This window comes from Halobacillus faecis (genome assembly GCF_007991335.1).
Taxonomy (GTDB): domain Bacteria; phylum Bacillota; class Bacilli; order Bacillales; family Halobacillaceae; genus Halobacillus; species Halobacillus faecis.
Window position 1 is genome coordinate 289427 of the sequence record NZ_BJYD01000012.1, and the last position, 19447, is coordinate 308873.

The following is a 19447-nucleotide window of genomic DNA, read 5'->3' on the forward strand; positions in this document are numbered from 1 at the left end:
GGCTATTATCGTAAGGATGTGGATATGATAACATAAGGGTAGTACATCCTTTTCAGAAATCGGGAATTTTTCTGAAAAGACACCATCTTTGGAGTGGGAAAGCTCAGGGTGATTTTTGGGAATAGAAGATTCCCCAAACATTTTAGGAACGTAACATAAAGGAGTCGTCGATGATGGAACAAAGAGAAAAGATCTATGATTTGATTGGTGTAGGTGTAGGACCTTTTAATTTGAGTCTGGCTGCCCTGCTGGATGAAATAGAGGATGTTGAACCCCTTTTCTTTGAACAGAATAGTGCTTTTGACTGGCATCCAGGAATGTTGATTGAAGGGACAAAAATGCAAGTTCCTTTTATCGCTGATTTGGTGACGATGGCGGATCCGACGAACAAATATAGCTTTTTGAACTATATCAGTAAAAATGAGCGGATGTATCAGTTTTACTTTTTGCAGCGGCTCGACATCCCGAGAAGAGAATATAATGACTACTGCCAATGGGTAGCTCGACAGGTCGACAGCTGCCGATTTGGAAAAAGAGTCACGAATATAAAACATTACAATGATAACGAAGAGCTTTTCGAGGTAGAAGTGACGAATGTAGAAAATGGAGAAACAGAGGTTTACCATACGAAGAATTTAGTAATGGGAACCGGAAGTGTGCCGGTCATGCCACGCACATTCCAAGATGCCCCTTCAGAAGACGTTTTCCACACAGCCGATTTCCTGCCGAACCAGGACCGCTGCAGAAAAGCGGACTCGATTACGGTTGTCGGCTCCGGCCAAAGTGCTGCCGAAACTTTCCGCGAACTTCTGAAAGAACAACGCGATTGCGGCTATCGACTTGATTGGATTACACGCTCGGCGAGTTTTGAGTCGATGGAAGAATCGAAGCTAAGCCTCGAGCACTTTTCACCGGACTATGTGAATTATTTTTACCAGCTTCCACAAAAGCAAAAAGATGAAATCTTCGCCAATCAGGGCCTCTATTATAAAGGAATCAGTAACCATACAATCAATGATATTTACAACCTCCTTTACGAGTATTCAGTCGGGCGAGAAGACCTGAATGTCGGACTGCAGGTGCTTAGTGAAGTGAAGGATGTCCGTCCTAAAGCTGATGGTGGCTATGAACTCGAATGTTACCACTATCAGAAAAAGGAAACATTCACGCATCAAACGGATCTTGTGATTGCAGCAACGGGCTATAAGCCTTATGTTCCGGACTTTGTCCACCACTTGGAAGACTTCCTTGTATGGGATGAAGAAGGAAGATATAAGGTGACCGCAGATTATCGGCTTGTCACGTCAGAAGAGACAGCCAATGAAATTTATGTGCACAGTGGGATCTCCCATACCCACGGCGTAGGTTCCACCAACCTTGGGTTGTCGATCCACCGGAATAAAGTGATCATCAACCACCTCGTGGGACGCGAAGTTTTCCCAATGAACGAAAAAAACATTTTCCAGTCCTTCAACGTCTGAAAATCATTTCCCCCAGCCATTCACGGCTGGGGGTTTTTTATATGCTTTCGTGGTGTTTGTAAGGGGAGCAGGAGAGGGAGCGTGCTTTTTCCTCATGCGAAATCTTGATACTTCGTATGTAGGGGAAGGGAACTTTTATTGGAGTCAATAGCGCAGGGGGTACTGTTGATAATGTGTATAAAATTGTGCATATGTGAATAAAAGCAGATAGCGTGAAGGGGGATGGCCATTTATACACATGTGGATAAGTCGCCGTTCTTCCTTATCTTTTTACAATCTGATCTCAATAGGAATTATTGAGATCAGGCAGTGTACACATTAAGAATCTGTAAAACTAACAAATTGTGATGGTAATCTATTGACATCTGCTTCCTAAGGGTTAATAATATTGTAAATATACAGATGAAATAATAAATATACATAGAGGTGGATTCAAAGTGAAAGCAGGGATCGTAGGTGCGACCGGGTACGGCGGAATTGAATTGCTCCGCTTATTAACAAATCATCCACAAGTTAAAGCGATAACCTTATATTCATCTTCCCAGGCAGGGGAGCAATTTGAAGACATTTACCCTCAATTTCAAGGGGGAGAATCTTATGTGTTACATGATTTAATTCCGGAGCAGATGAGGAAAGATTTGGACGTCATTTTCCTTGCGACTCCATCCGGTGTTTCTAGTAAATTGACACCCCAACTGCAGGGTGGTCCTGCAAAGGTCATTGACCTTTCTGGCGATTTAAGAATGAAAGATTCTGGATCTTATGAACAATGGTACAAAAAAGAAGCAGCTCCTGATGTGACGCTTGAAGCTGCCGTCTACGGGCTACCAGAGTGGAATCAAGAACGAATAGAGAAGGCGGATGTTATTGCCAATCCAGGGTGCTATCCGACAGCGACACTACTTGGTTTGGGACCACTAGTCAAAGAAGGATTGGTGAAGTCTGACTCGGTCGTGATTGACGCGAAATCAGGGGTGTCAGGGGCTGGGAAAAATCCAAATCCAATCACCCATTTTGCTCACACCCAGGAGAATTTTCAAATCTATAAAGTGAATCAACACCAGCATATCCCGGAAATTGAACAACAATTATCCATTTGGGACGATCAAATGGAGCCAGTCACCTTTTCAACACACCTCGTTCCGATGACGAGAGGAATCATGGCGACCATTTATCTTCAGTTAAAAGAAGAGATGAGTGAAGAGGACTTACGTCAGAAGTTTAAGAGCTACTATGAGTCACAGCCTTTCGTCAGAGTGAGGGAATCGGGTGGGTTTCCGTGTACGAAAGATGTGTACGGATCTAATTTCTGTGACATCGGTCTTACGATCGATGCCCGAACGAATCGGGTCACCATCGTAAGTGTCATTGATAACTTAATGAAAGGGGCGGCCAGTCAGGCGGTCCAGAATATGAATCTTGTATTCCAATATGATGAGAGAACAGGGCTTGCGCCACTGCCGGTTTATCCTTAATGAAGAGAGGGAGAGATGGTTTGATACAAGCGAAGAACACCCAAACAATTGAAAAAATAGCGGATGGTTCCATTCTGACACCGAAAGGTTACAAGGCTGGTGGGATTCATAGCGGATTAAGATACCGAAAAAAGGACTTCGCTCTTCTTATGAGTGAGCGACCGGCTTCTGCAGCGGCTGTTTACACTCAAAGCCATTTCCAGGCCCCGCCTCTCAAAGTGACGCAGGAAAGCATTGCGGAACAAGGGAAAATACAAAGCGTTGTCATCAATAGTGCAGTCGCTAATGCATGCACAGGAGAAGAAGGTCTTGCCAATGCTTATGAGATGCGTCGTATGATTGCAAAAAGATTTGATATCCCGAATGAATACGTGGCTGTAGCGTCCACAGGGGTGATCGGACAGCAGCTTCCGATGGGGAAAATCGCCCACGGCTGTGAGAACGTAGAGATTTCAGGAACAGGGTACAAAGATTTTCAGCAAGCGATTCTTACGACAGACACTTGTCAAAAGCATGCATGTTATCAGGTGCAGGTGGGAGGAAAGACCGTTTCCATCGGTGGAGCAGCCAAAGGCTCCGGGATGATTCACCCGAACATGGCGACAATGCTTGGCTTTATCACGACAGATGCTACCATTGAATCCAGTGATTTAAAACGCGCGTTAAATTCTTCTATCGATAAATCCTTCAACCAGATAACGGTTGATGGAGAGACTTCAACGAATGATATGGTGCTGACGCTTGCCAATGGGGAAATAGATCATGAACCATTGACAGAAGAACACCCGGATTGGGAAGCTTTTCAAACCGCTCTTCAGCTCGTTTGTGAAGATCTTGCCAAACAAATCGCTAAAGATGGAGAAGGGGCCACAAAGCTGATTGAAGTAGTGGTTACCGGTGCTCGTACAAACGAAGAAGCGAGAGTTATAGGTAAGAAAGTGGTTGGTTCAAGCTTGGTGAAGACAGCTGTCTATGGGTTGGATGCCAACTGGGGAAGGATTGTCGGTGCGATTGGCCACAGTGAGGCTGAATTGGATCCGAATCAGTGTGATATTTACATTGAAGATCAATTGGTATTCAGTAACGGGACCCCGTGTCCATTTTCTGAAGAACAGGCTACTGAAGACTTGGATAATGAAGAAGTGAAAATTACCATCCGTCTTCGTGAAGGAGACGGAGAAGGCACGGCGTGGGGGTGTGACTTGACATATGACTACGTCAAAATCAATGCCAGTTACAGAACCTAAGCCTGTTATTGTCATAAAGCTCGGAGGAAGTATGCTCGATCAACTCACCGATGATTTTTATAACAGCTTTCAGGACCTGCAGAAACATTATCAAGTGATCATTGTTCATGGCGGAGGTCCTGCGATTACAAGATTGCTGGATCAACTGAATATCGAAGGTGAATTTTATGACGGGTTACGAAAAACGACTCCGGAGACGCTCGAGGTTGTAGAAATGGTTCTTGGGGGTTCTGTAAATGGGAAAATCACAGGCCATCTTATGAAAAAGGGAATGAAAGCCGTCGGAGTCAAAGGATCTGAAGCCTCATTGTTGCAAGCCGATTATTTGGATAAGGAAAATCTCGGACTTGTAGGAGAGGTTAGAGATGTGAACCCAGTGCTACTCCAAAAGCTTATTGATGAAGGCTATCTTCCAGTGGTTGCCCCTTTTGGGAGAACGGATGATCATCAGACGGTAAATATCAACGCCGATGTGGCTGCTGGAGCTATTGCTACAGCTGTCGGTGCTGAGAAACTCCTTTATGTGACGGATGTCCCAGGCATACTCGTCGAAGATGAAATACTTGCACTCACAACCCCCGAAGAAATTGAAGGAATGATTGATCAAGGAACCATCTATGGTGGAATGATTCCGAAAGTTCATTCTGCAACGGAAGCCTTATCCGACCATTTAGAAGAAGTTAAGATAGTAAGTGGAAAAAAACCTTTGATGGAAGGTGACATGTTGAATGGCACATCCATCCGAGCGAAAAGAAAGGAGACCGTTGAGTGAGTTTATTTCCTACGTATAATCGTTTTCCGTTAACCATTGTATCTGGTCAGGGAACAACGGTGACCGATGATGAAGGTAAAGACTATTTAGATTTTGTATCCGGAATAGCTGTCTGCAATCTCGGGCATCGACCTCCAGAAGTTCAGGAAGCGTTACAAGAACAGTTGAACCAGGTTTGGCATGTATCAAACCTGTACCAAATACCCGTCCAGCAGGAAGCGGCGGATTTATTGAGTGAAGCGTCTGGACTCGATTACGTCTTTTTCTGTAACAGTGGGGCAGAAGCGAATGAAGCGGCTATCAAACTTGCCCGTAAACATACAGGGCGAGAGAAGATTATTACATTCAAGCAATCGTTCCATGGGCGGACCTTTGCTACGATGAGTGCAACCGGGCAGGAAAAGATTCATGAAGGCTTCGGTACTCTGCTTCCGACTTTTGAATACTTCCCTTATAACGATGTACAAAAAATAGAGGAAGTGCATGACGGCCATGTGGCTGCAATCATGGTCGAGGTCATCCAGGGAGAAGGTGGAGTCGTACCGGGGACCAAAGAGTTTCTGAAAACGGTCGAAGATAAATGCCGGGAATTAGGCGCCCTTTTAATCATTGATGAAGTTCAAACCGGAATCGGTCGTACAGGAAAAGCCTTTGCCTATCAACACCATGGACTGGATCCTGACATCGTTACAGCTGCTAAGGGTCTTGGAAGTGGGTTCCCTGTCGGGGCAATGGTAGGGAAAGCTGAATTAAAAGATTCCTTCACGGCTGGATCCCACGGTTCTACGTTCGGTGGGAATCCGTTAGCTTCAACAGCGGTGAAAGCGACGCTGGAGAAAATCTTTGTTTCTGATTTCCTGGAAGCTGTTTCGGAGAAAGGCACAGTATTTAAAGAGAAGCTGGAAAGCTCATTGGAACGGTTTAATATTGTGAATGAAGTACGCGGAAAAGGCTTGATGTTGGGGATATCCATATCTGGTGAAGCGATTCAAATCGTTCACTCATTAAGGGAAAAAGGACTCCTGGCTGTGGTAGCCGGACCGAATGTATTGAGGCTGCTCCCTCCATTGACTGTGGAATATGAGGAAATGGACCAAGCTGTTGCTTTAATTACTGAATCGATCCAACAGCATGAAGAAAGTCTGCAAAAAGCATAACAATTGTATAGACGGTGATGTTCACAGTCGTGTTCAGCACCGTCTTTCCTGGAAATTCAATGTATAAAAATACGTAATATATAATAAATATTCATTTTGTGGGGTGATGGAATGAAAGGATACTTAAGTTTACAAGACGGCACAACGTTCGAAGGAGAAATTTCACCGAATTTTGACCGAAACGTTCAGGGTGAGATTGTCTTCTTCACCGGCATGACAGGTTATCAGGAAGTTCTCACTGACCCTTCTTATAAAGGACAGATTGTGGTGTTTACGTATCCATTGATAGGTAATTATGGAATCAACGATGAGGACGGAGAGAGCCAGGAGATTCAAGTCAGTGGTGTGGTCATGTACCACTGTGCAGATGTTCCTTCGCATTTTCAATCAAAAAAGTCTCTAGGCACATACTTGAACGAACAAAACATTCCATACATGACAGAAGTAGATACGAGGGAAGTGACCAAGGCGATCCGTGCAGAAGGAACGCAGCAAGCCGCCCTTTCTTTCGAGGCTGATTATCGCTTCCTGCCTAAAAAGACGGATCAAATTCAACAGGTAAGTGGTGAAAAAATTGAGAGTTATGGAGAAACGGGCATGCACGTGGCTTTGATCGATTTTGGTTGGAAGAAATCGATTTTAAATGCCCTCCTTGAACGAGGGATTCGGGTTTCGGTTCTTCCTTTCACCCAGGTCGAGATGCTGGAGACGCTTCAGGCGGACGCCATTGTGCTATCGAATGGCCCAGGGGACCCGAAGGATACCAGGGACGTTTTACCACTTCTGAAAAAGGCTTTGGAAAAGTTTCCGGCTTTCGGGATTTGTATGGGGCATCAGGTCATCGCTCTTGCTTTTGGAGGAGACACAACGAAGTTGACATTCGGCCATCGAGGAGCGAACCATCCAGTCAAAGACGTAGTGTCAGGTAAAGTGTTTCTATCCTCGCAGAATCACAATTATGTGGTCAAAGAAGACAGCTTGAATGGTACGCCGCTCGTACCGAGGTTTTACAACGTCAATGACGGTTCCATCGAAGGTTTAATGCATGAGTCGAAATTGATTATGTCCGCACAGTTCCATCCGGAGGCGCATCCCGGACCGAAAGACGCAGAATGGTTGTTTGATGATTTTATTACGATTGTTAAGAACAAAGGAGTGAAGACACATGTCTCATAAAGTGCTAGTCATTGGATCAGGGCCAATCATGATCGGCCAGGCCGCAGAATTTGATTACTCAGGTACGCAGGGGTGTCTCGCTCTAAAAGAGGAAGGGTGTGAAGTCGTCCTCGTCAACAACAATCCTGCAACCATCATGACAGATCATGACGTGGCTGATGTAGTTTATTGTGAACCATTGACTGTGGAAAGCCTAACGAAAATTATTGATTTAGAAAGACCGGATGCGCTTCTTGCTGGCCTCGGGGGACAGACCGCTCTCAATCTAGCTGTTGAATTGGAAAGAGAAGGCGTTCTCAAGAAATATGATCTCGAGTTGTTAGGGACCAGTGTCCATTCCATTAAAAAAGGGGAGGACAGAGAATTGTTCCGCGGGTTGATGCATGAATTGTCCCAACCCGTTCCCGAGAGTGAAGTGATTACGACGATTGAGCAGGCGGAGGCATTTGCTAAAAAAGTGGGTTACCCGATTATCAGTCGTCCTGCTTACACGCTTGGAGGACGTGGGGGTGGAATCGTTCACAGACCGGAAGAACTGGAAGAGTTGATTGCGACGGGGCTCAAAGCGAGTCCGATCCACCAGGTCATCGTCGAGAAGAGTATCGCAGGTTTCAAGGAAATTGAGTATGAAATCATGCGGGACCACAATGGGACGTGTATTTCCGTTTGTAATATGGAAAACTTCGACCCCGTGGGCGTTCATACGGGAGACTCCATTGTTGTCGCTCCCTCCCAGACACTGTCGGATAACGATTACCAAATGCTCCGAACAGCGGCGTTCAAGATTGTTTCTGAACTCGATGTGATCGGTGGTTGTAATGTTCAATTCGCGCTTGATACAGAAAGTCGTCAATACTATGTGATCGAGATTAATCCCCGAGTGAGTCGTTCATCAGCCCTGGCTTCGAAAGCCACGGGGTATCCGATTGCCAAAATGGCGACCAAGGTGGCTTTGGGCTATACACTTGACCAGCTCGAAAATCCACTTACCGGCTATACGTTCGCAAGCTTTGAGCCGGCGCTTGATTATGTTGTCGTTAAATTCCCGCGCTGGCCGTTCGATAAGTTTTCAGAAGCGGACCGTAAGCTTGGGACGAAGATGAGGGCGACAGGTGAAGTCATGGCCATCGACCGGACGTTGGAAGGGGCTTTTCAAAAAGCCGTCCAATCTCTGGATACGAACATTCCCGACATACAGAATCCATGGGATCACCTGGAGAAACCAACAGACTTGCGTTACTTCGCTATTCTCCACCTCCTAAGAAAAGGAGAAAGTTTGGAGACGATACACGAAAATACGAAGATTGATCGCTTCTTTCTACATGTACTGAAAAATCTTGTCGATTTAGAAAAGTGTCTGCAGCAGCAAACATTGGATGCAGCGCTTCTAAGAAAAGTGAAAGTCTGTGGTTTTTTGGATAAGGAGATTGCTCACCTTGCTAAGATATCTGAAAAAGAAGTGCAAAAGAGGAGAGAAGCTTTCGGGATTCTTCGTCAATTCAAGCTTGTCGATACATGTGCAGCAGAATTCGAAGCAGCTACAAACTATGTGTACAGCACATTTGCAGGTGTGAATGAAATTTCACCACTTCTCGGGAAGAAAAAAGCGTTGATTCTCGGATCCGGCCCGATCCGAATCGGTCAGGGAGTTGAATTTGATTATAGTGCTGTGAAAGCCATCCAAAGTCTGCAAAAACAAGGATGGACGACAATTATGGTGAACAACAATCCGGAAACCGTCAGTACGGATTATGAAACAGCGGATCGCCTATACTTTGAACCGATTCAAAAAGAAATCATAACGTCCATCGTTAATCACGAAGACATTGACCTTGTATTCACATCATTTGGCGGGCAGACAGCCATCAATTTAGCAGCCGATCTAGAGGCGGAAGGGGTTCCGCTTGCTGGAGTTGAGACAGACGTTTTAGATGCGCTCGAGGACAGAGATAAATTCTATGCGGCTTTAAATGATTTGAACATCCCATATGTTTCAGGAACCACTTGTCATACAAAAAATGAAGCTTTAAAAGCAGCAGAGCATTACTCATTTCCGATTCTTTGCCGTCCGTCCTATGTCATCGGCGGTCAGGGGATGGTCATTGTCAAAGATATGAATGAGTTGAGACAGTCACTCCAAGAAGCGGATGATCGCCACTACCCGATTGTTCTAGACACCTTTATGCAAGGAAAAGAAGTAGAGGTGGACCTCGTGGCGGACGGTGAAAATATCTATCTTCCTGAGGTCATTGAACATTTAGAACCGGGAGGCGTGCATTCCGGAGACAGTATGGCCCTTTTTCCATCCACGCTTGGTGATGAAGTCAAGAAGACCATTGAATCCTACAGCCATAAAATCGTACGCCATTTTAATTACAAAGGAATCATGAACATCCAGTTTTTACTGAGTGGAGAAAACGTGTATGTGTTGGAAGTGAACCCGAGAGCGAGTCGAACGGTACCGATTGTGAGCAAGGTGGCAGACGTTCCCCTTGTTGATTTAGCCGTCCGCGTACTGACATCCGGTGAAGTCGATGTGACCTCCATCCCAACACCTGTGTTTGAGCAAACCGCCGTGAAATATCCTGTATTCTCCTCCTATGCATTGACGGAAGTGGATCATAAGCTTGGTCCGAATATGAAATCAACGGGTGAGGGGATGTGCCTTGGAAAGACCACAGAAGAAGCCTTACGAAAAGTGTTCTCCCATTTACCGAATGCGCTAGAAGTAAGAGATTCCTGCTTTGTTGAAGGGGATTCCACTTTTTCACTCAAGGACTTTGACGAGTGGCTCAAGGTTGAGGAAGCATCCATTTATCTCAATGATGGATCAAGTTCACAGGATAGCGAACGCAGAATTCAGGCGGTGAAAAATGGAATGACAGTGTTTAGTGAAAAAGCGACGTTCAATGCTTATATCCAATCGTTGACTTGTAAAGATTTCGTCCCCGCCCCTCTGCCGGGTAATAAACGTGAAGGAGTGCGATCGTAATGAATTTAATGGAACAAATGTATTCAACAGATGGTTCAATGCACGGGAAAGACGTTCTGACTTGGCTTGATTATAATCAAGCTGAGGTATCCCAATTGTTAGCGCAGGCTCAACACTTAAAAGAAAACCCCTATTCCCAATCACTGAAAGGGAAAAACCTAGCGATGATTTTTGAAAAATCTTCAACGCGGACACGTGTTTCCTTTGAAGTTGGCATGGTTCAAATGGGCGGTCATGCCCTTTATTTAAACACGAGAGACATCCAGGTCGGCCGCGGTGAAACCATTGCGGATACGGCTCGTGTGCTCTCTGGATACGTTGATGCCATCATGTTCAGAACGAACTCGCACGGAAGATTAAAAGAGCTTGCTGAACACGCCTCTGTACCGGTTATTAATGGCTTATGCGATATCTATCACCCGTGTCAGGCTTTAGCTGATATCTTCACCATTTTAGAACTGAAAGGTCGCCTATGCGGAGTGAAGGTTGTTTACATCGGTGACGGTAACAATGTCGCTCATTCACTGATGATATTAGCGGCTATGATGGGGATGGAAATGGTCGTGTCTGCCCCTGACGGATACCAGCCTGACCCTTTGATTACTGAGAAATCTCAAGCGCTTGCCAAGCGATATGGCGGATCCGTTGTACTGGAACAGAATCCAGAAAAGGCCGTGAAGGATGCGGATGTTATTTACACAGATGTTTGGACAAGTATGGGGCAGGAAGAGGAGAGTGAAAAACGTCTGTTGGATTTCAAAGACTACCAAGTAAATGAAGCGTTAATAAACAAAGCTAAATCGAATGTCTCTTTTTTGCATTGTCTTCCTGCCCATCGAGGAGAAGAAGTAACAGCAAGCGTCATTGACGGGAGTCATTCGGCGGTCTTTCAGCAGGCTGAAAATCGGATGCATGTCCAAAAGGCCATATTACAAGCGGTCGTCGGATGGAAGTGAATTTATGAGCATAATTCAGACCGAACCAACAATAGGATATAGGAATAGGACCTCATAAAATAAAATCATGTAAAAAGAAGGTCGAAAGGCTACGAATTTCATCGAACGCACAAATTTTACAAGGAAATCTAGGATCGATGTGGAAGTAGTTAGGGAGAATATTCAAAACCAAAAGGAGTGGCCATGCAATGAGTAAGCAATTGACAACCGCTGTGGAACCCCAGGTTGTTCGTAGGTCCAATATCAAGGTCGTGGGTGTCTCTTGTCAAACCATGATGGATGAACGGGAATATAAAATTCCGCGATTGATGGAGCAGTTCCATACGACCAATTTGCCGAAAGTAAGAAACAGGGTCAACGCGCCACGTTCCATCGGAATGTTCGTCGATCCGCCAAATTGGAATGAGATGACCGATGCCTTTTATTGGATTGCTGCTGTAGAGGTCGATAGCTTCGAGAAAATTCCGCCAAACATGATTACAAAGACCATCCCTGCTCATACGTATGCCATGCTTGAATATGACCCTTCGGTTCATGACTTCAATCCTTACGCTTATTTGCATAAGTGGATCGAGGATGAAGGCTATCAACAGGTGGAAGGATTCGGATTCGAGGAATACAAACCTTATACAGGTGCTGAAACGAGTTATCGCTTATTTTTACCAATTAAATAGTACAAAGGGAAGCAAGGATGCACGTTGTAGTGTCTCCTTGCTTTTCCGTGTCTTTTTTTAATGTTCTTCTTTTAGTGCCAGGCACCGACGAATTGGCTGCGTGTACTGGACTTTCTGTTCATAACTTCACATTCATCAATCACTTTTGATCCCATTTACTTTCCAATCGATTCAGTTGATTAGAAATCAAGATTAAAAGAGCGATCACAGGTATGGCAAAAGCCCCTATTCCTACTAAAGGGAATAGACCCCAACCGAACATTGAACTGAGAAACACCGTAGACCAAAGGTAAATAGAATAGTCTTTCATTTTGGAACCCTCCGACCATACCGTATCATAGTGGACTGTCTGGAAGAAGGGTGCTTCAATTCAAAAAACATCCTCTGGCTGAACAGTCTTACTCAAGCTGGAAGCTGTGCTTATTTTTTTCGGATTGTGCAACGGACATATGAGAAGGGTTCTTTCATTTTTAATTATAAAAAGAAAGACAAACCAAAATAGAGGACAGAAGCGAATCCGGCCGCAATGAGAGCCGGTTTCAGCTTGAATTTTGCATACTTAATCGGATTCAAATTCAAAATTCCAGCTGTCGTATTCGTATCATCACTTAAAGGAGATGCGAAAGCCCCGAATGTTCCACTGGCAAAAACAGCTCCGATGACAATGGGCAGTGAACTTCCGGCTACAGTGGCGATCGATATACCAACAGGCATGAGAATTCCCCAGGTGCCCCAGGAAGACCCGATGAAATATGAAAGCCCGCAGCCGACTACAAATAGGATAACGGCTACAAATCCTGCGGGAATCCAATCGAAAGACTTAGAAATGGTATCTGCAAATTTTAATGCTTCGGATCCGCTGCTCAACCCCCACACCATGGCAAGAAGAACGATGACGCTCATCATTTCATTTCCTCCATCGACGAGGGTATTCATCATTTTCCTTAGCTCCTCGTTACGAAATTTTAAATAAACGACAAATCCAATTAAGGTAAGGACAACGGCTAGCACCATAGCATCAAGAACATTGGCATTGATCAGAGCATCAAACCCTGATTTTCCATCTCTGATTCCGACCATATACATAAGAAAGAACGTCAGGACGATGACGCTGATCAACGGAACAATTAAATGCCATGGTTGAGCAGGGAGGTTTTTCGTAACCGCTGGGTGGCAGTCTTCCCACTGATCATCATCTTCCTTTTTTTCCTGATCCATGTTTTCTGCATCGGTTGCAGGCTTCTTATTTTTATGGAAAAAACTCATGTAGAAACCGACAGCCAGCATGGAAAAGGCGAAGAAATTAAACGGAATGCTGCTGATATATAAGGAATAAGCGTCTCCTTCGGTGTTCGCTTGCTGCAAAGACAGTTCAATAACCGAAGTCATGTATCCTACAAATGCCGTGGCAATTGGAATTAAGACAACGAGAGGAGAGGCTGTCGTTTCAATGACAAATCCAAGCTCCTGTTTTGTCATTGGAATATTCCTTCTCAAGGCTTTCATCACAGGTCCGATGGTAACGATCCGAAAGCTTGGGGCACTGAAAGTCCCTAATGAAGACAACCAGGTGAGGATGAACGCTCCTTTTTTATGATCAATCCGTTCTGTTGCTTCTTTGACGAATCCTTTGATGCCTCCGGACATTTTCACAAGTCCAATGAGAGCGGAGAAGGCATATAGAAAAAGGATGATCTTCAAGTTGGCTTCATCTCTCAATCCTTCAATGATGAACCCTAAGGCTGTCATCATTCCGCCCAGCCAGTGCGGGTCGATAATGTAACCAGCCACGACAACAGCGAATAATAGACTAGGAATAACTTGTTTGGTCCATATAGCTGCAATAATGACCACGATGAAAGGAACGACGGAGATCCAACCCATATACATATACCTCGCTTTTCTTGAGTGCTTCCTTTAGCTTGTGTGTGTTTTGCCAGGATATTCTTGTCACGTAAAAAAGGAGTCGGAGCGTGGAAGGCGAATATAGGGGATAGAGCTTTTTACAGAGGAGGATGCTTATGGCTTTTATGAATCAGTCCATCACCATCAAAAAGCCGGTAGAAGAAGTTTTTGAGATGGCTACGGATTTCAGCAACAGCCCTGAAATTATGGATACAGTCATTGATGTACAACTCTTGAGTGAAGGTCCTGTCAAAGAAGGGTACAGGTTCCAGGAAACTCGTGAAATCAGAGGCAGAAAAGCACGATCAATCATTGAGGTCACCGACTTTGATCCCAATCGCAAATACTCTGTCCGCAGTCATCAGCATGGATTGGATTTACGGTATCATTATGAGTTCGTACAAACTTCAGAAGGAACAAGGGTAGACTTCCAAGGGGAGCTTTACACGGAAGGCTTACGAAACAAATTGATGAAACCGCTCATCAAGCAGATCATCAAAAAAGAAGACCAAGACCACCTTCAGCATTTGAAGAAGTTTATCGAATCTTCTTCTTAATGGTGGTATAATAAGAATAAGCTATGGATCATGTATGAAAGGCCTCTCCATTATCCAATATGGAAAGAGGTCTATTTTTTATATAAAAAACTCCCTCTTCAACTAAATGGCAGGATTGTGGAAGACTCGATCACAAGAAGTTTCGGGGTTCGTTGCTTTGTTGAGCGTTAGGGGTGGCTGGGAAGCAACTCACTTTCCTGTGGGGGAGAGCCGAGCTTCCTCGGGCTACCGCCTTGCGGGATCTCGCCTATCTCCTTTCTCCCACGGGAGTCTCGCAGCTTCCCAGCCACCCCATTCCAAGAAGGTGAGAAACGAACCCCTCTACTGTGGAAGGGTGCCTTTCACTATCCTGGTGTTATAAGCGTAAAGCGCTCTATAGCAAGATTTTTCACATTCAAAGTAGCGACCTTCGGAGTTCATTCTCCTCCAATTACCAAGTGGATAAAAGCCGATTATTCCGAAAATGGTTTCGAAATATTGATATGGCAAAGGGGCGGAGGGGAATGGCGAGACTCCTGCGGGAAAAAAGTGTATGGTGAGACCCCACAGGACGCAGTCCGAGGAGGCTCACCGCACTCCCGCGGAAAGCGAGCTATTCCCCGCAGCCCCCACCCACTCAACCAAAGTCTCGAAACTGAGTCTTCCACAATCGGGAGCTTTAATTGAAGGGCGGGGTGGGTAATAGAAGGGTATAGTAGGAATTCTAAAGATATATGGAAAGGAAAGATTATAGATGACAGAGATCAATCAATCGTGGTTTGAGGAATTATCCCCATCTACGAAAGAGGCATGGCAGGTTTCAGGATATGAGAGCTTGACGAAAGTTCAGGAAGAGACCATTCCTTTCATTTTACAAGGAACAGATGTAGTAGCTGAAGCTCCTACAGGCAGTGGAAAAACTCTGGCTTATTTACTCCCTCTCATTGAAAAAGTAGACCCCGAGCAGAAGCATACACAAGTGTTGGTTATGGCTTCTTCTCATGAATTAGTTATGCAGATTCATCAGGAAGTCCAGACTTGGACAAAGGGAAGCGGCATCACCAGCATGACGATGATTGGTGGAGCGAATATCAAGAGACAGATGGACAAGCTGAAGAAAAAGCCCCACATCGTGGTTGGCACACCAGGTCGTGTGTATGAATTGATACAAAAGAAAAAATTGAAGGCGCATGAAATCAAAGCCGTCATTATGGACGAAGCAGATCAACTACTTGTTCCAGAACACATCCATACCGTTGAAGATGTGTTGAAAAGTACGATGCGTGATACGCAGACGTTGTTGTTTTCCGCGACCTTGCCTGACGAGGTCATTGAAATAGCTCAAACTTTCATGGATGAAGAAGCAGAAGTGATCCGGGTCACAGAAGAACTGAAAAAACCGGATGTGACTCATACCTATATTGTTTGTGAAGACAGAGAAAAAATCGAGACATTAAGAAAACTGGCGCGTATGGAAGCATTTAAAGGTCTTGCTTTTATGCAGGATATTGCCAAGCTTAACGTCATGGCCGAGAAACTTACGTACAAACACCTGGATATTGGCTTGTTGCACAGTGATGCCAAAAAAGAACAACGGGCGAAGGCGATTAAGGAATTCCGAAAAGGGGAATATCCATTACTACTTGCAACAGATGTGGCTGCAAGAGGGCTGGATATTATAGAAATCAACCATATCATTAACCTTGATGTTCCTAAAGATATGACATCCTATATCCACCGTGCAGGTCGGACCGGGAGAATTGGTTCTCAAGAAGGAACGGTGGTTTCCCTGGTAAACCCTGTAGAAGAGAAACGTTTGAAGAAGTTTGCGCGTGATTTGGAGCTGTCCCTCCACAAAGCAGAGATTTATAAAGGGAAATTAAGGTTCTCCCAACGTTAAATATTGCCGTTTGCCTTCGTAGCGATGCCATGGAATACTGGAAGAGAGTACTTCTAGCGTGAAGTAAGGAGAGAATCCATATGATTAAAAAGTTTTTTCTCTTTCTTGTGGCCTTGTTTGTGATCATCGTCATTGCGACACCAGTATCTGCCCAGGACTTTTGGAAAGAAGGCCCACGGGCTTCCTATGAAAGGGTATCGCAACATGTGCAGGGCTTAGTAGAGAATACAGATATAAAAAACGAGTTTCAAAACTTTGCAGTAGATGTCCAGTCGTTCTTTCAATTCCTTGAAGATGTGGAATGGAAATACCCCGATGAACCTCCTGAAGAGCAAGCAGCTTCAGATTCCCCGACTGAACGGGTATCAGGGGATTCACTCTCTGGATATGAATTGAAAGAATTCGAACAAGAGGTTGTTGCCTTGGTCAATAAAGAGCGGGAAGAGCGGGGACTCAAGCCATTACAAACGCATAATCGTTTGAGCGCATTAGCCAATGTGAAGTCGCAGGATATGGCGGACAAACGTTATTTCAGCCATACCTCACCGACCTATGGCTCGCCATTTGATATGATGGACGAGTTCGATTTCCGTTACCAGGCAGCAGGGGAAAACATTGCCGCAGGTCAACGGACTCCTGAGGAAGTTGTAGAAGGTTGGATGAACAGTGACGGCCATAGGGCCAACATCTTACATGAAGACTTCACGCATATTGGTGTAGGATACATGGAAGGTGCAGGGCCTTATAAGAGATACTGGACACAATTATTTATGACCCCTCGTTAACGAATGAAAAAAAGCCGGATTCCTGTAATTACAGGAATCCGGCTTTTTCTATCCTTTTCCTGCATATCAGAGAAGGCTGTGCAACTCTTTGCTTCCTCAGGTAAAAGCACTAGGGTGCAGACTATTCACCAGGATGGCTGTTCGTTTCCCCTCGTCTCTTATATTGAACAAATGTAACGGAAACAGTCTAAACATTTCAAGTTTAAAGGAAAGCGTTGGGAGATTAGTTTTTGGAGACGGATTTGAAATATCCTTTTACGTTTACAGGATCAGTATTTTTCTCAGCATCGGCCCACTGCATGATTAAGGCAAACAGTTGGATAATCATGATCATCACACCTGTGTAAAAAAAGGCCTCAGATTCATACACTCCATTGAAGTAGGAAGAAGCTTCATGATAAAGCACAAATAATAGTGATGTCAGCATTATATACAGAAAGCGTCTCATGTAGTTAGGGGGGTTGATGAAAGAGCACTGCAGCAATAAATGTGCCCAGTAAAAGAAAGACCCGAACCATAAAAGAAAGAGGTGAACATACTGGCTAAACGGAAGGTGAAAAGCCAAATCGAAGCTTACGAGTGCCCCTGCTACGAAGAGGATTGAACTTAAAACCGGGCGCCGGCTTACTTTTATAACCCAGCGGAGACTGAAACGGAACCAAAGTTGTTTGTCATTCGCATAAAGGATTAAAGCAGGGGCTAATCCGAAGAAAATGATACTCCTGACATATTGAAACGGGGGTGGCGATAAAAGGTAATGGATCGCCGAAGCAGCGAGAATGAATAGGGAGTATAGAAGGAATGGAAGGACAAAATTTTTATAGACCTTCATTTGGCTCATCTCCTGAAAGCTTTCGGTTTATTTACCCTCCCCAAATTCAGGTAAACCTATGTAGAAAATGATCGCCATTATTGAAATAAAATAAAACACAGGATGTTGGGTTTGCTGGTCAGTGAGAGTAAGTAAGGCGGATGATTAAGAAAAATGTAAAAAGTCTGTTTATAAATGGAAGGGAATAATGAACTAGTGTTATAATTTTTTAAGTTAATACATTATTTTCTAGTTCTTTTCACCTTATTTTTAACAGGAAAGAAGTGCTTATATATGAATACCATCCATTCCTTAATCAACCAACCATCACTATTAAAAAACATATCTCATCATTTGAGTGATGCGCTAGCTATCATTCAAAATGTAAAAGGGAAGATGATTTTCACCTATATCAATGCCACGATGCAACGGGTGTATGGAGACCTGGAAGGATGTGCTTTAGATGACCTTTATTGTGAGGCGAAACGACACCATATTGAGGAGACGATGGAAAGATCGGAGAACCATCGCAATCATTTAGTGGAGAGCTCTGAGCGTTCCCCTAATCCGTTTCAGATTTCTTATTCTATTCAATCGGTAGAAGTGGGAGAAACTTATCTGCTATACATAAAAATGGAATCGGCCCAAATGATGGAGCTGATTGAAGAGAAAGAGCGTCAACGTATAGAAAGTGAAAGTCGTTATGAATCGGTCGTCGAAACTTCTCCGGACTCGATTTTTCTGCATGATGAAGAAGATCGCATCATTTATGTGAATCAGGCAGGAATGGATTTACTGGGAGCGGAGAAAGCTGTAGAGTTACTTGGTCAGGATATAAAAAAATTCCTCTATAATGAACCGTATGAAGATGTGCGCAAACGTCTGAATACGTTATTGTCGGGCGGATATGTAAAAGGTCCGATTGAACGTCAACTTCAAAAATTGGATGGATCGATCATGGATGTCGAGTTACATGGAGGTCTTGTTGAATACCACCAAATTAAGGCCGTCCAGACGATTTGCCGCAACATTTCGGAACGAAGAAAACAGCAGCATCAATTAAAAGAGATGGCTTACCATGACCAGTTAACAAATATTCCGAACAGGCGGTACTTTTTTGAAAAACTGGAGGATGAGTTGAAGAGGGTAAACCATCAAGACTCGATTTTGGCCTTATTATTCTTTGATCTGGATAATTTCAAACAAATCAACGATCGCTATGGACATCAAATCGGTGATGAATTACTTGTCATCTTTACAAAACGTCTCAGTCAGGGGTTAAGGAAAACGGATATGCTCTCTCGTCTGGGTGGCGATGAATTTGTTATTCTTTTATCAGACTTAGCGGACACCAATCACCCTCGTAAAGTGGCGGATCGAATGCTGGATCGTGTGCTCCAACCCATTCATCTGCAAGGGTGTGAGATTGAAATCAGTGTGTCGATTGGAGTTTCCATATATCCCGAACATGGGATGGATCAGGGAGAACTTCTTACCAAAGCAGATCGAGCACTATACAAGGCGAAAGAAAATGGGAGAAGTTGTGTGTCGGTTTATACTTATGGTTCATGAAAGGGGAA

General features: G+C 44.3%; 16 protein-coding genes. 13 read left to right on the top strand and 3 right to left on the bottom strand.

What is annotated here, in order from left to right; genetic code table 11:
- Nucleotides 1-173 precede the first annotated feature (173 nt).
- The 9 genes from HFA01_RS07835 to HFA01_RS07875 all read left to right on the top strand — a co-directional run bounded on the left by HFA01_RS07835 (nucleotide 174) and on the right by HFA01_RS07875 (nucleotide 11930).
- Nucleotides 174-1481, top strand: a complete 1308-nt coding sequence (locus tag HFA01_RS07835; protein ID WP_167506202.1) for a lysine N(6)-hydroxylase/L-ornithine N(5)-oxygenase family protein — start codon at nucleotides 174-176, stop codon at nucleotides 1479-1481.
- Between the two features lie 437 nt (nucleotides 1482-1918).
- A complete protein-coding gene (gene argC / locus HFA01_RS07840; RefSeq protein WP_146814926.1) occupies nucleotides 1919-2956 on the top strand; it encodes an N-acetyl-gamma-glutamyl-phosphate reductase in 1038 nt (345 codons plus the stop codon).
- Between the two features lie 20 nt (nucleotides 2957-2976).
- Nucleotides 2977-4203 (top strand): bifunctional ornithine acetyltransferase/N-acetylglutamate synthase, encoded by a 1227-nt coding sequence (gene argJ / locus HFA01_RS07845; RefSeq protein WP_371860320.1) that lies wholly within the window; start codon nucleotides 2977-2979, stop codon nucleotides 4201-4203.
- Nucleotides 4166-4975 carry an acetylglutamate kinase gene (gene argB / locus HFA01_RS07850; RefSeq protein ID WP_146814930.1) on the top strand — a complete coding sequence of 270 codons (810 nt, stop codon included), beginning with the start codon at nucleotides 4166-4168 and terminating at the stop codon, nucleotides 4973-4975. Before argJ ends, argB begins: the two co-directional genes overlap by 38 nt.
- Nucleotides 4972-6132 (top strand): acetylornithine transaminase, encoded by a 1161-nt coding sequence (gene argD / locus HFA01_RS07855; protein WP_146814932.1) that lies wholly within the window; start codon nucleotides 4972-4974, stop codon nucleotides 6130-6132. Before argB ends, argD begins: the two co-directional genes overlap by 4 nt.
- Nucleotides 6133-6243: 111 nt before the next feature.
- Nucleotides 6244-7308, top strand: a complete 1065-nt coding sequence (locus HFA01_RS07860) for a carbamoyl phosphate synthase small subunit (protein WP_146814934.1) — start codon at nucleotides 6244-6246, stop codon at nucleotides 7306-7308.
- Entirely contained in the window at nucleotides 7298-10300 is a 3003-nt protein-coding gene (gene carB, locus HFA01_RS07865) for a carbamoyl-phosphate synthase (glutamine-hydrolyzing) large subunit (protein ID WP_146814936.1), read from the top strand. Before HFA01_RS07860 ends, carB begins: the two co-directional genes overlap by 11 nt.
- Nucleotides 10300-11256 (top strand): ornithine carbamoyltransferase, encoded by a 957-nt coding sequence (gene argF / locus HFA01_RS07870; RefSeq protein ID WP_174787811.1) that lies wholly within the window; start codon nucleotides 10300-10302, stop codon nucleotides 11254-11256. The genes carB and argF overlap by 1 nt, the downstream gene beginning before the upstream one ends.
- Nucleotides 11257-11444: 188 nt before the next feature.
- On the top strand, nucleotides 11445-11930 hold the full coding sequence (locus HFA01_RS07875) for a GyrI-like domain-containing protein (RefSeq protein WP_146814938.1): 486 nt from the start codon (nucleotides 11445-11447) through the stop codon (nucleotides 11928-11930).
- Between the two features lie 139 nt (nucleotides 11931-12069).
- Here HFA01_RS07875 and HFA01_RS18880 read toward each other — a convergent pair whose 3' ends face one another.
- The gene (locus HFA01_RS18880; RefSeq protein ID WP_167506203.1) at nucleotides 12070-12240 is read right to left on the bottom strand and encodes a hypothetical protein; all 171 of its coding nucleotides are present in this window, start codon (nucleotides 12238-12240) and stop codon (nucleotides 12070-12072) included.
- Nucleotides 12241-12404: 164 nt separating this feature from the next.
- The gene (locus HFA01_RS07880) at nucleotides 12405-13814 is read right to left on the bottom strand and encodes a Na+/H+ antiporter NhaC family protein (protein WP_371860322.1); all 1410 of its coding nucleotides are present in this window, start codon (nucleotides 13812-13814) and stop codon (nucleotides 12405-12407) included.
- A 137-nt stretch (nucleotides 13815-13951) separates the two neighbouring features.
- Between HFA01_RS07880 and HFA01_RS07885 the strand changes: the two genes are divergently transcribed.
- The 3 genes from HFA01_RS07885 to HFA01_RS07900 all read left to right on the top strand — a co-directional run bounded on the left by HFA01_RS07885 (nucleotide 13952) and on the right by HFA01_RS07900 (nucleotide 17056).
- Nucleotides 13952-14392, top strand: a complete 441-nt coding sequence (locus tag HFA01_RS07885) for an SRPBCC family protein (RefSeq protein WP_146814942.1) — start codon at nucleotides 13952-13954, stop codon at nucleotides 14390-14392.
- A gap of 733 nt (nucleotides 14393-15125) precedes the next feature.
- A complete protein-coding gene (locus HFA01_RS07895) occupies nucleotides 15126-16271 on the top strand; it encodes a DEAD/DEAH box helicase (RefSeq protein WP_146814946.1) in 1146 nt (381 codons plus the stop codon).
- A gap of 80 nt (nucleotides 16272-16351) precedes the next feature.
- Nucleotides 16352-17056 (top strand): CAP domain-containing protein, encoded by a 705-nt coding sequence (locus HFA01_RS07900; RefSeq protein WP_146814948.1) that lies wholly within the window; start codon nucleotides 16352-16354, stop codon nucleotides 17054-17056.
- Between the two features lie 223 nt (nucleotides 17057-17279).
- Here HFA01_RS07900 and HFA01_RS07905 read toward each other — a convergent pair whose 3' ends face one another.
- Nucleotides 17280-17888 (bottom strand): hypothetical protein, encoded by a 609-nt coding sequence (locus tag HFA01_RS07905; protein ID WP_146814950.1) that lies wholly within the window; start codon nucleotides 17886-17888, stop codon nucleotides 17280-17282.
- Nucleotides 17889-18161: 273 nt separating this feature from the next.
- Between HFA01_RS07905 and HFA01_RS07910 the strand changes: the two genes are divergently transcribed.
- Nucleotides 18162-19439, top strand: a complete 1278-nt coding sequence (locus HFA01_RS07910) for a sensor domain-containing diguanylate cyclase (RefSeq protein ID WP_146814952.1) — start codon at nucleotides 18162-18164, stop codon at nucleotides 19437-19439.
- Nucleotides 19440-19447: the final 8 nt, after the last annotated feature.

What these genes read in the sequence shown, in the direction of transcription:
- HFA01_RS07905 (WP_146814950.1), bottom strand. Translation starts at nt 17,888, where the DNA reads ATGAAGGTCTATAAAAATTTTGTCCTTCCATTCCTTCTATACTCCCTA.
- HFA01_RS07895 (WP_146814946.1), top strand. Translation starts at nt 15,126, where the DNA reads ATGACAGAGATCAATCAATCGTGGTTTGAGGAATTATCCCCATCTACG.
- HFA01_RS07880 (WP_371860322.1), bottom strand. Translation starts at nt 13,814, where the DNA reads ATGGGTTGGATCTCCGTCGTTCCTTTCATCGTGGTCATTATTGCAGCT.
- argB (WP_146814930.1), top strand. Translation starts at nt 4,166, where the DNA reads ATGACTACGTCAAAATCAATGCCAGTTACAGAACCTAAGCCTGTTATT.
- HFA01_RS18880 (WP_167506203.1), bottom strand. Translation starts at nt 12,240, where the DNA reads ATGAAAGACTATTCTATTTACCTTTGGTCTACGGTGTTTCTCAGTTCA.
- carB (WP_146814936.1), top strand. Translation starts at nt 7,298, where the DNA reads ATGTCTCATAAAGTGCTAGTCATTGGATCAGGGCCAATCATGATCGGC.
- argF (WP_174787811.1), top strand. Translation starts at nt 10,300, where the DNA reads ATGAATTTAATGGAACAAATGTATTCAACAGATGGTTCAATGCACGGG.
- HFA01_RS07835 (WP_167506202.1), top strand. Translation starts at nt 174, where the DNA reads ATGGAACAAAGAGAAAAGATCTATGATTTGATTGGTGTAGGTGTAGGA.
- HFA01_RS07910 (WP_146814952.1), top strand. Translation starts at nt 18,162, where the DNA reads ATGAATACCATCCATTCCTTAATCAACCAACCATCACTATTAAAAAAC.
- HFA01_RS07860 (WP_146814934.1), top strand. Translation starts at nt 6,244, where the DNA reads ATGAAAGGATACTTAAGTTTACAAGACGGCACAACGTTCGAAGGAGAA.
- HFA01_RS07875 (WP_146814938.1), top strand. Translation starts at nt 11,445, where the DNA reads ATGAGTAAGCAATTGACAACCGCTGTGGAACCCCAGGTTGTTCGTAGG.
- HFA01_RS07900 (WP_146814948.1), top strand. Translation starts at nt 16,352, where the DNA reads ATGATTAAAAAGTTTTTTCTCTTTCTTGTGGCCTTGTTTGTGATCATC.
- HFA01_RS07885 (WP_146814942.1), top strand. Translation starts at nt 13,952, where the DNA reads ATGGCTTTTATGAATCAGTCCATCACCATCAAAAAGCCGGTAGAAGAA.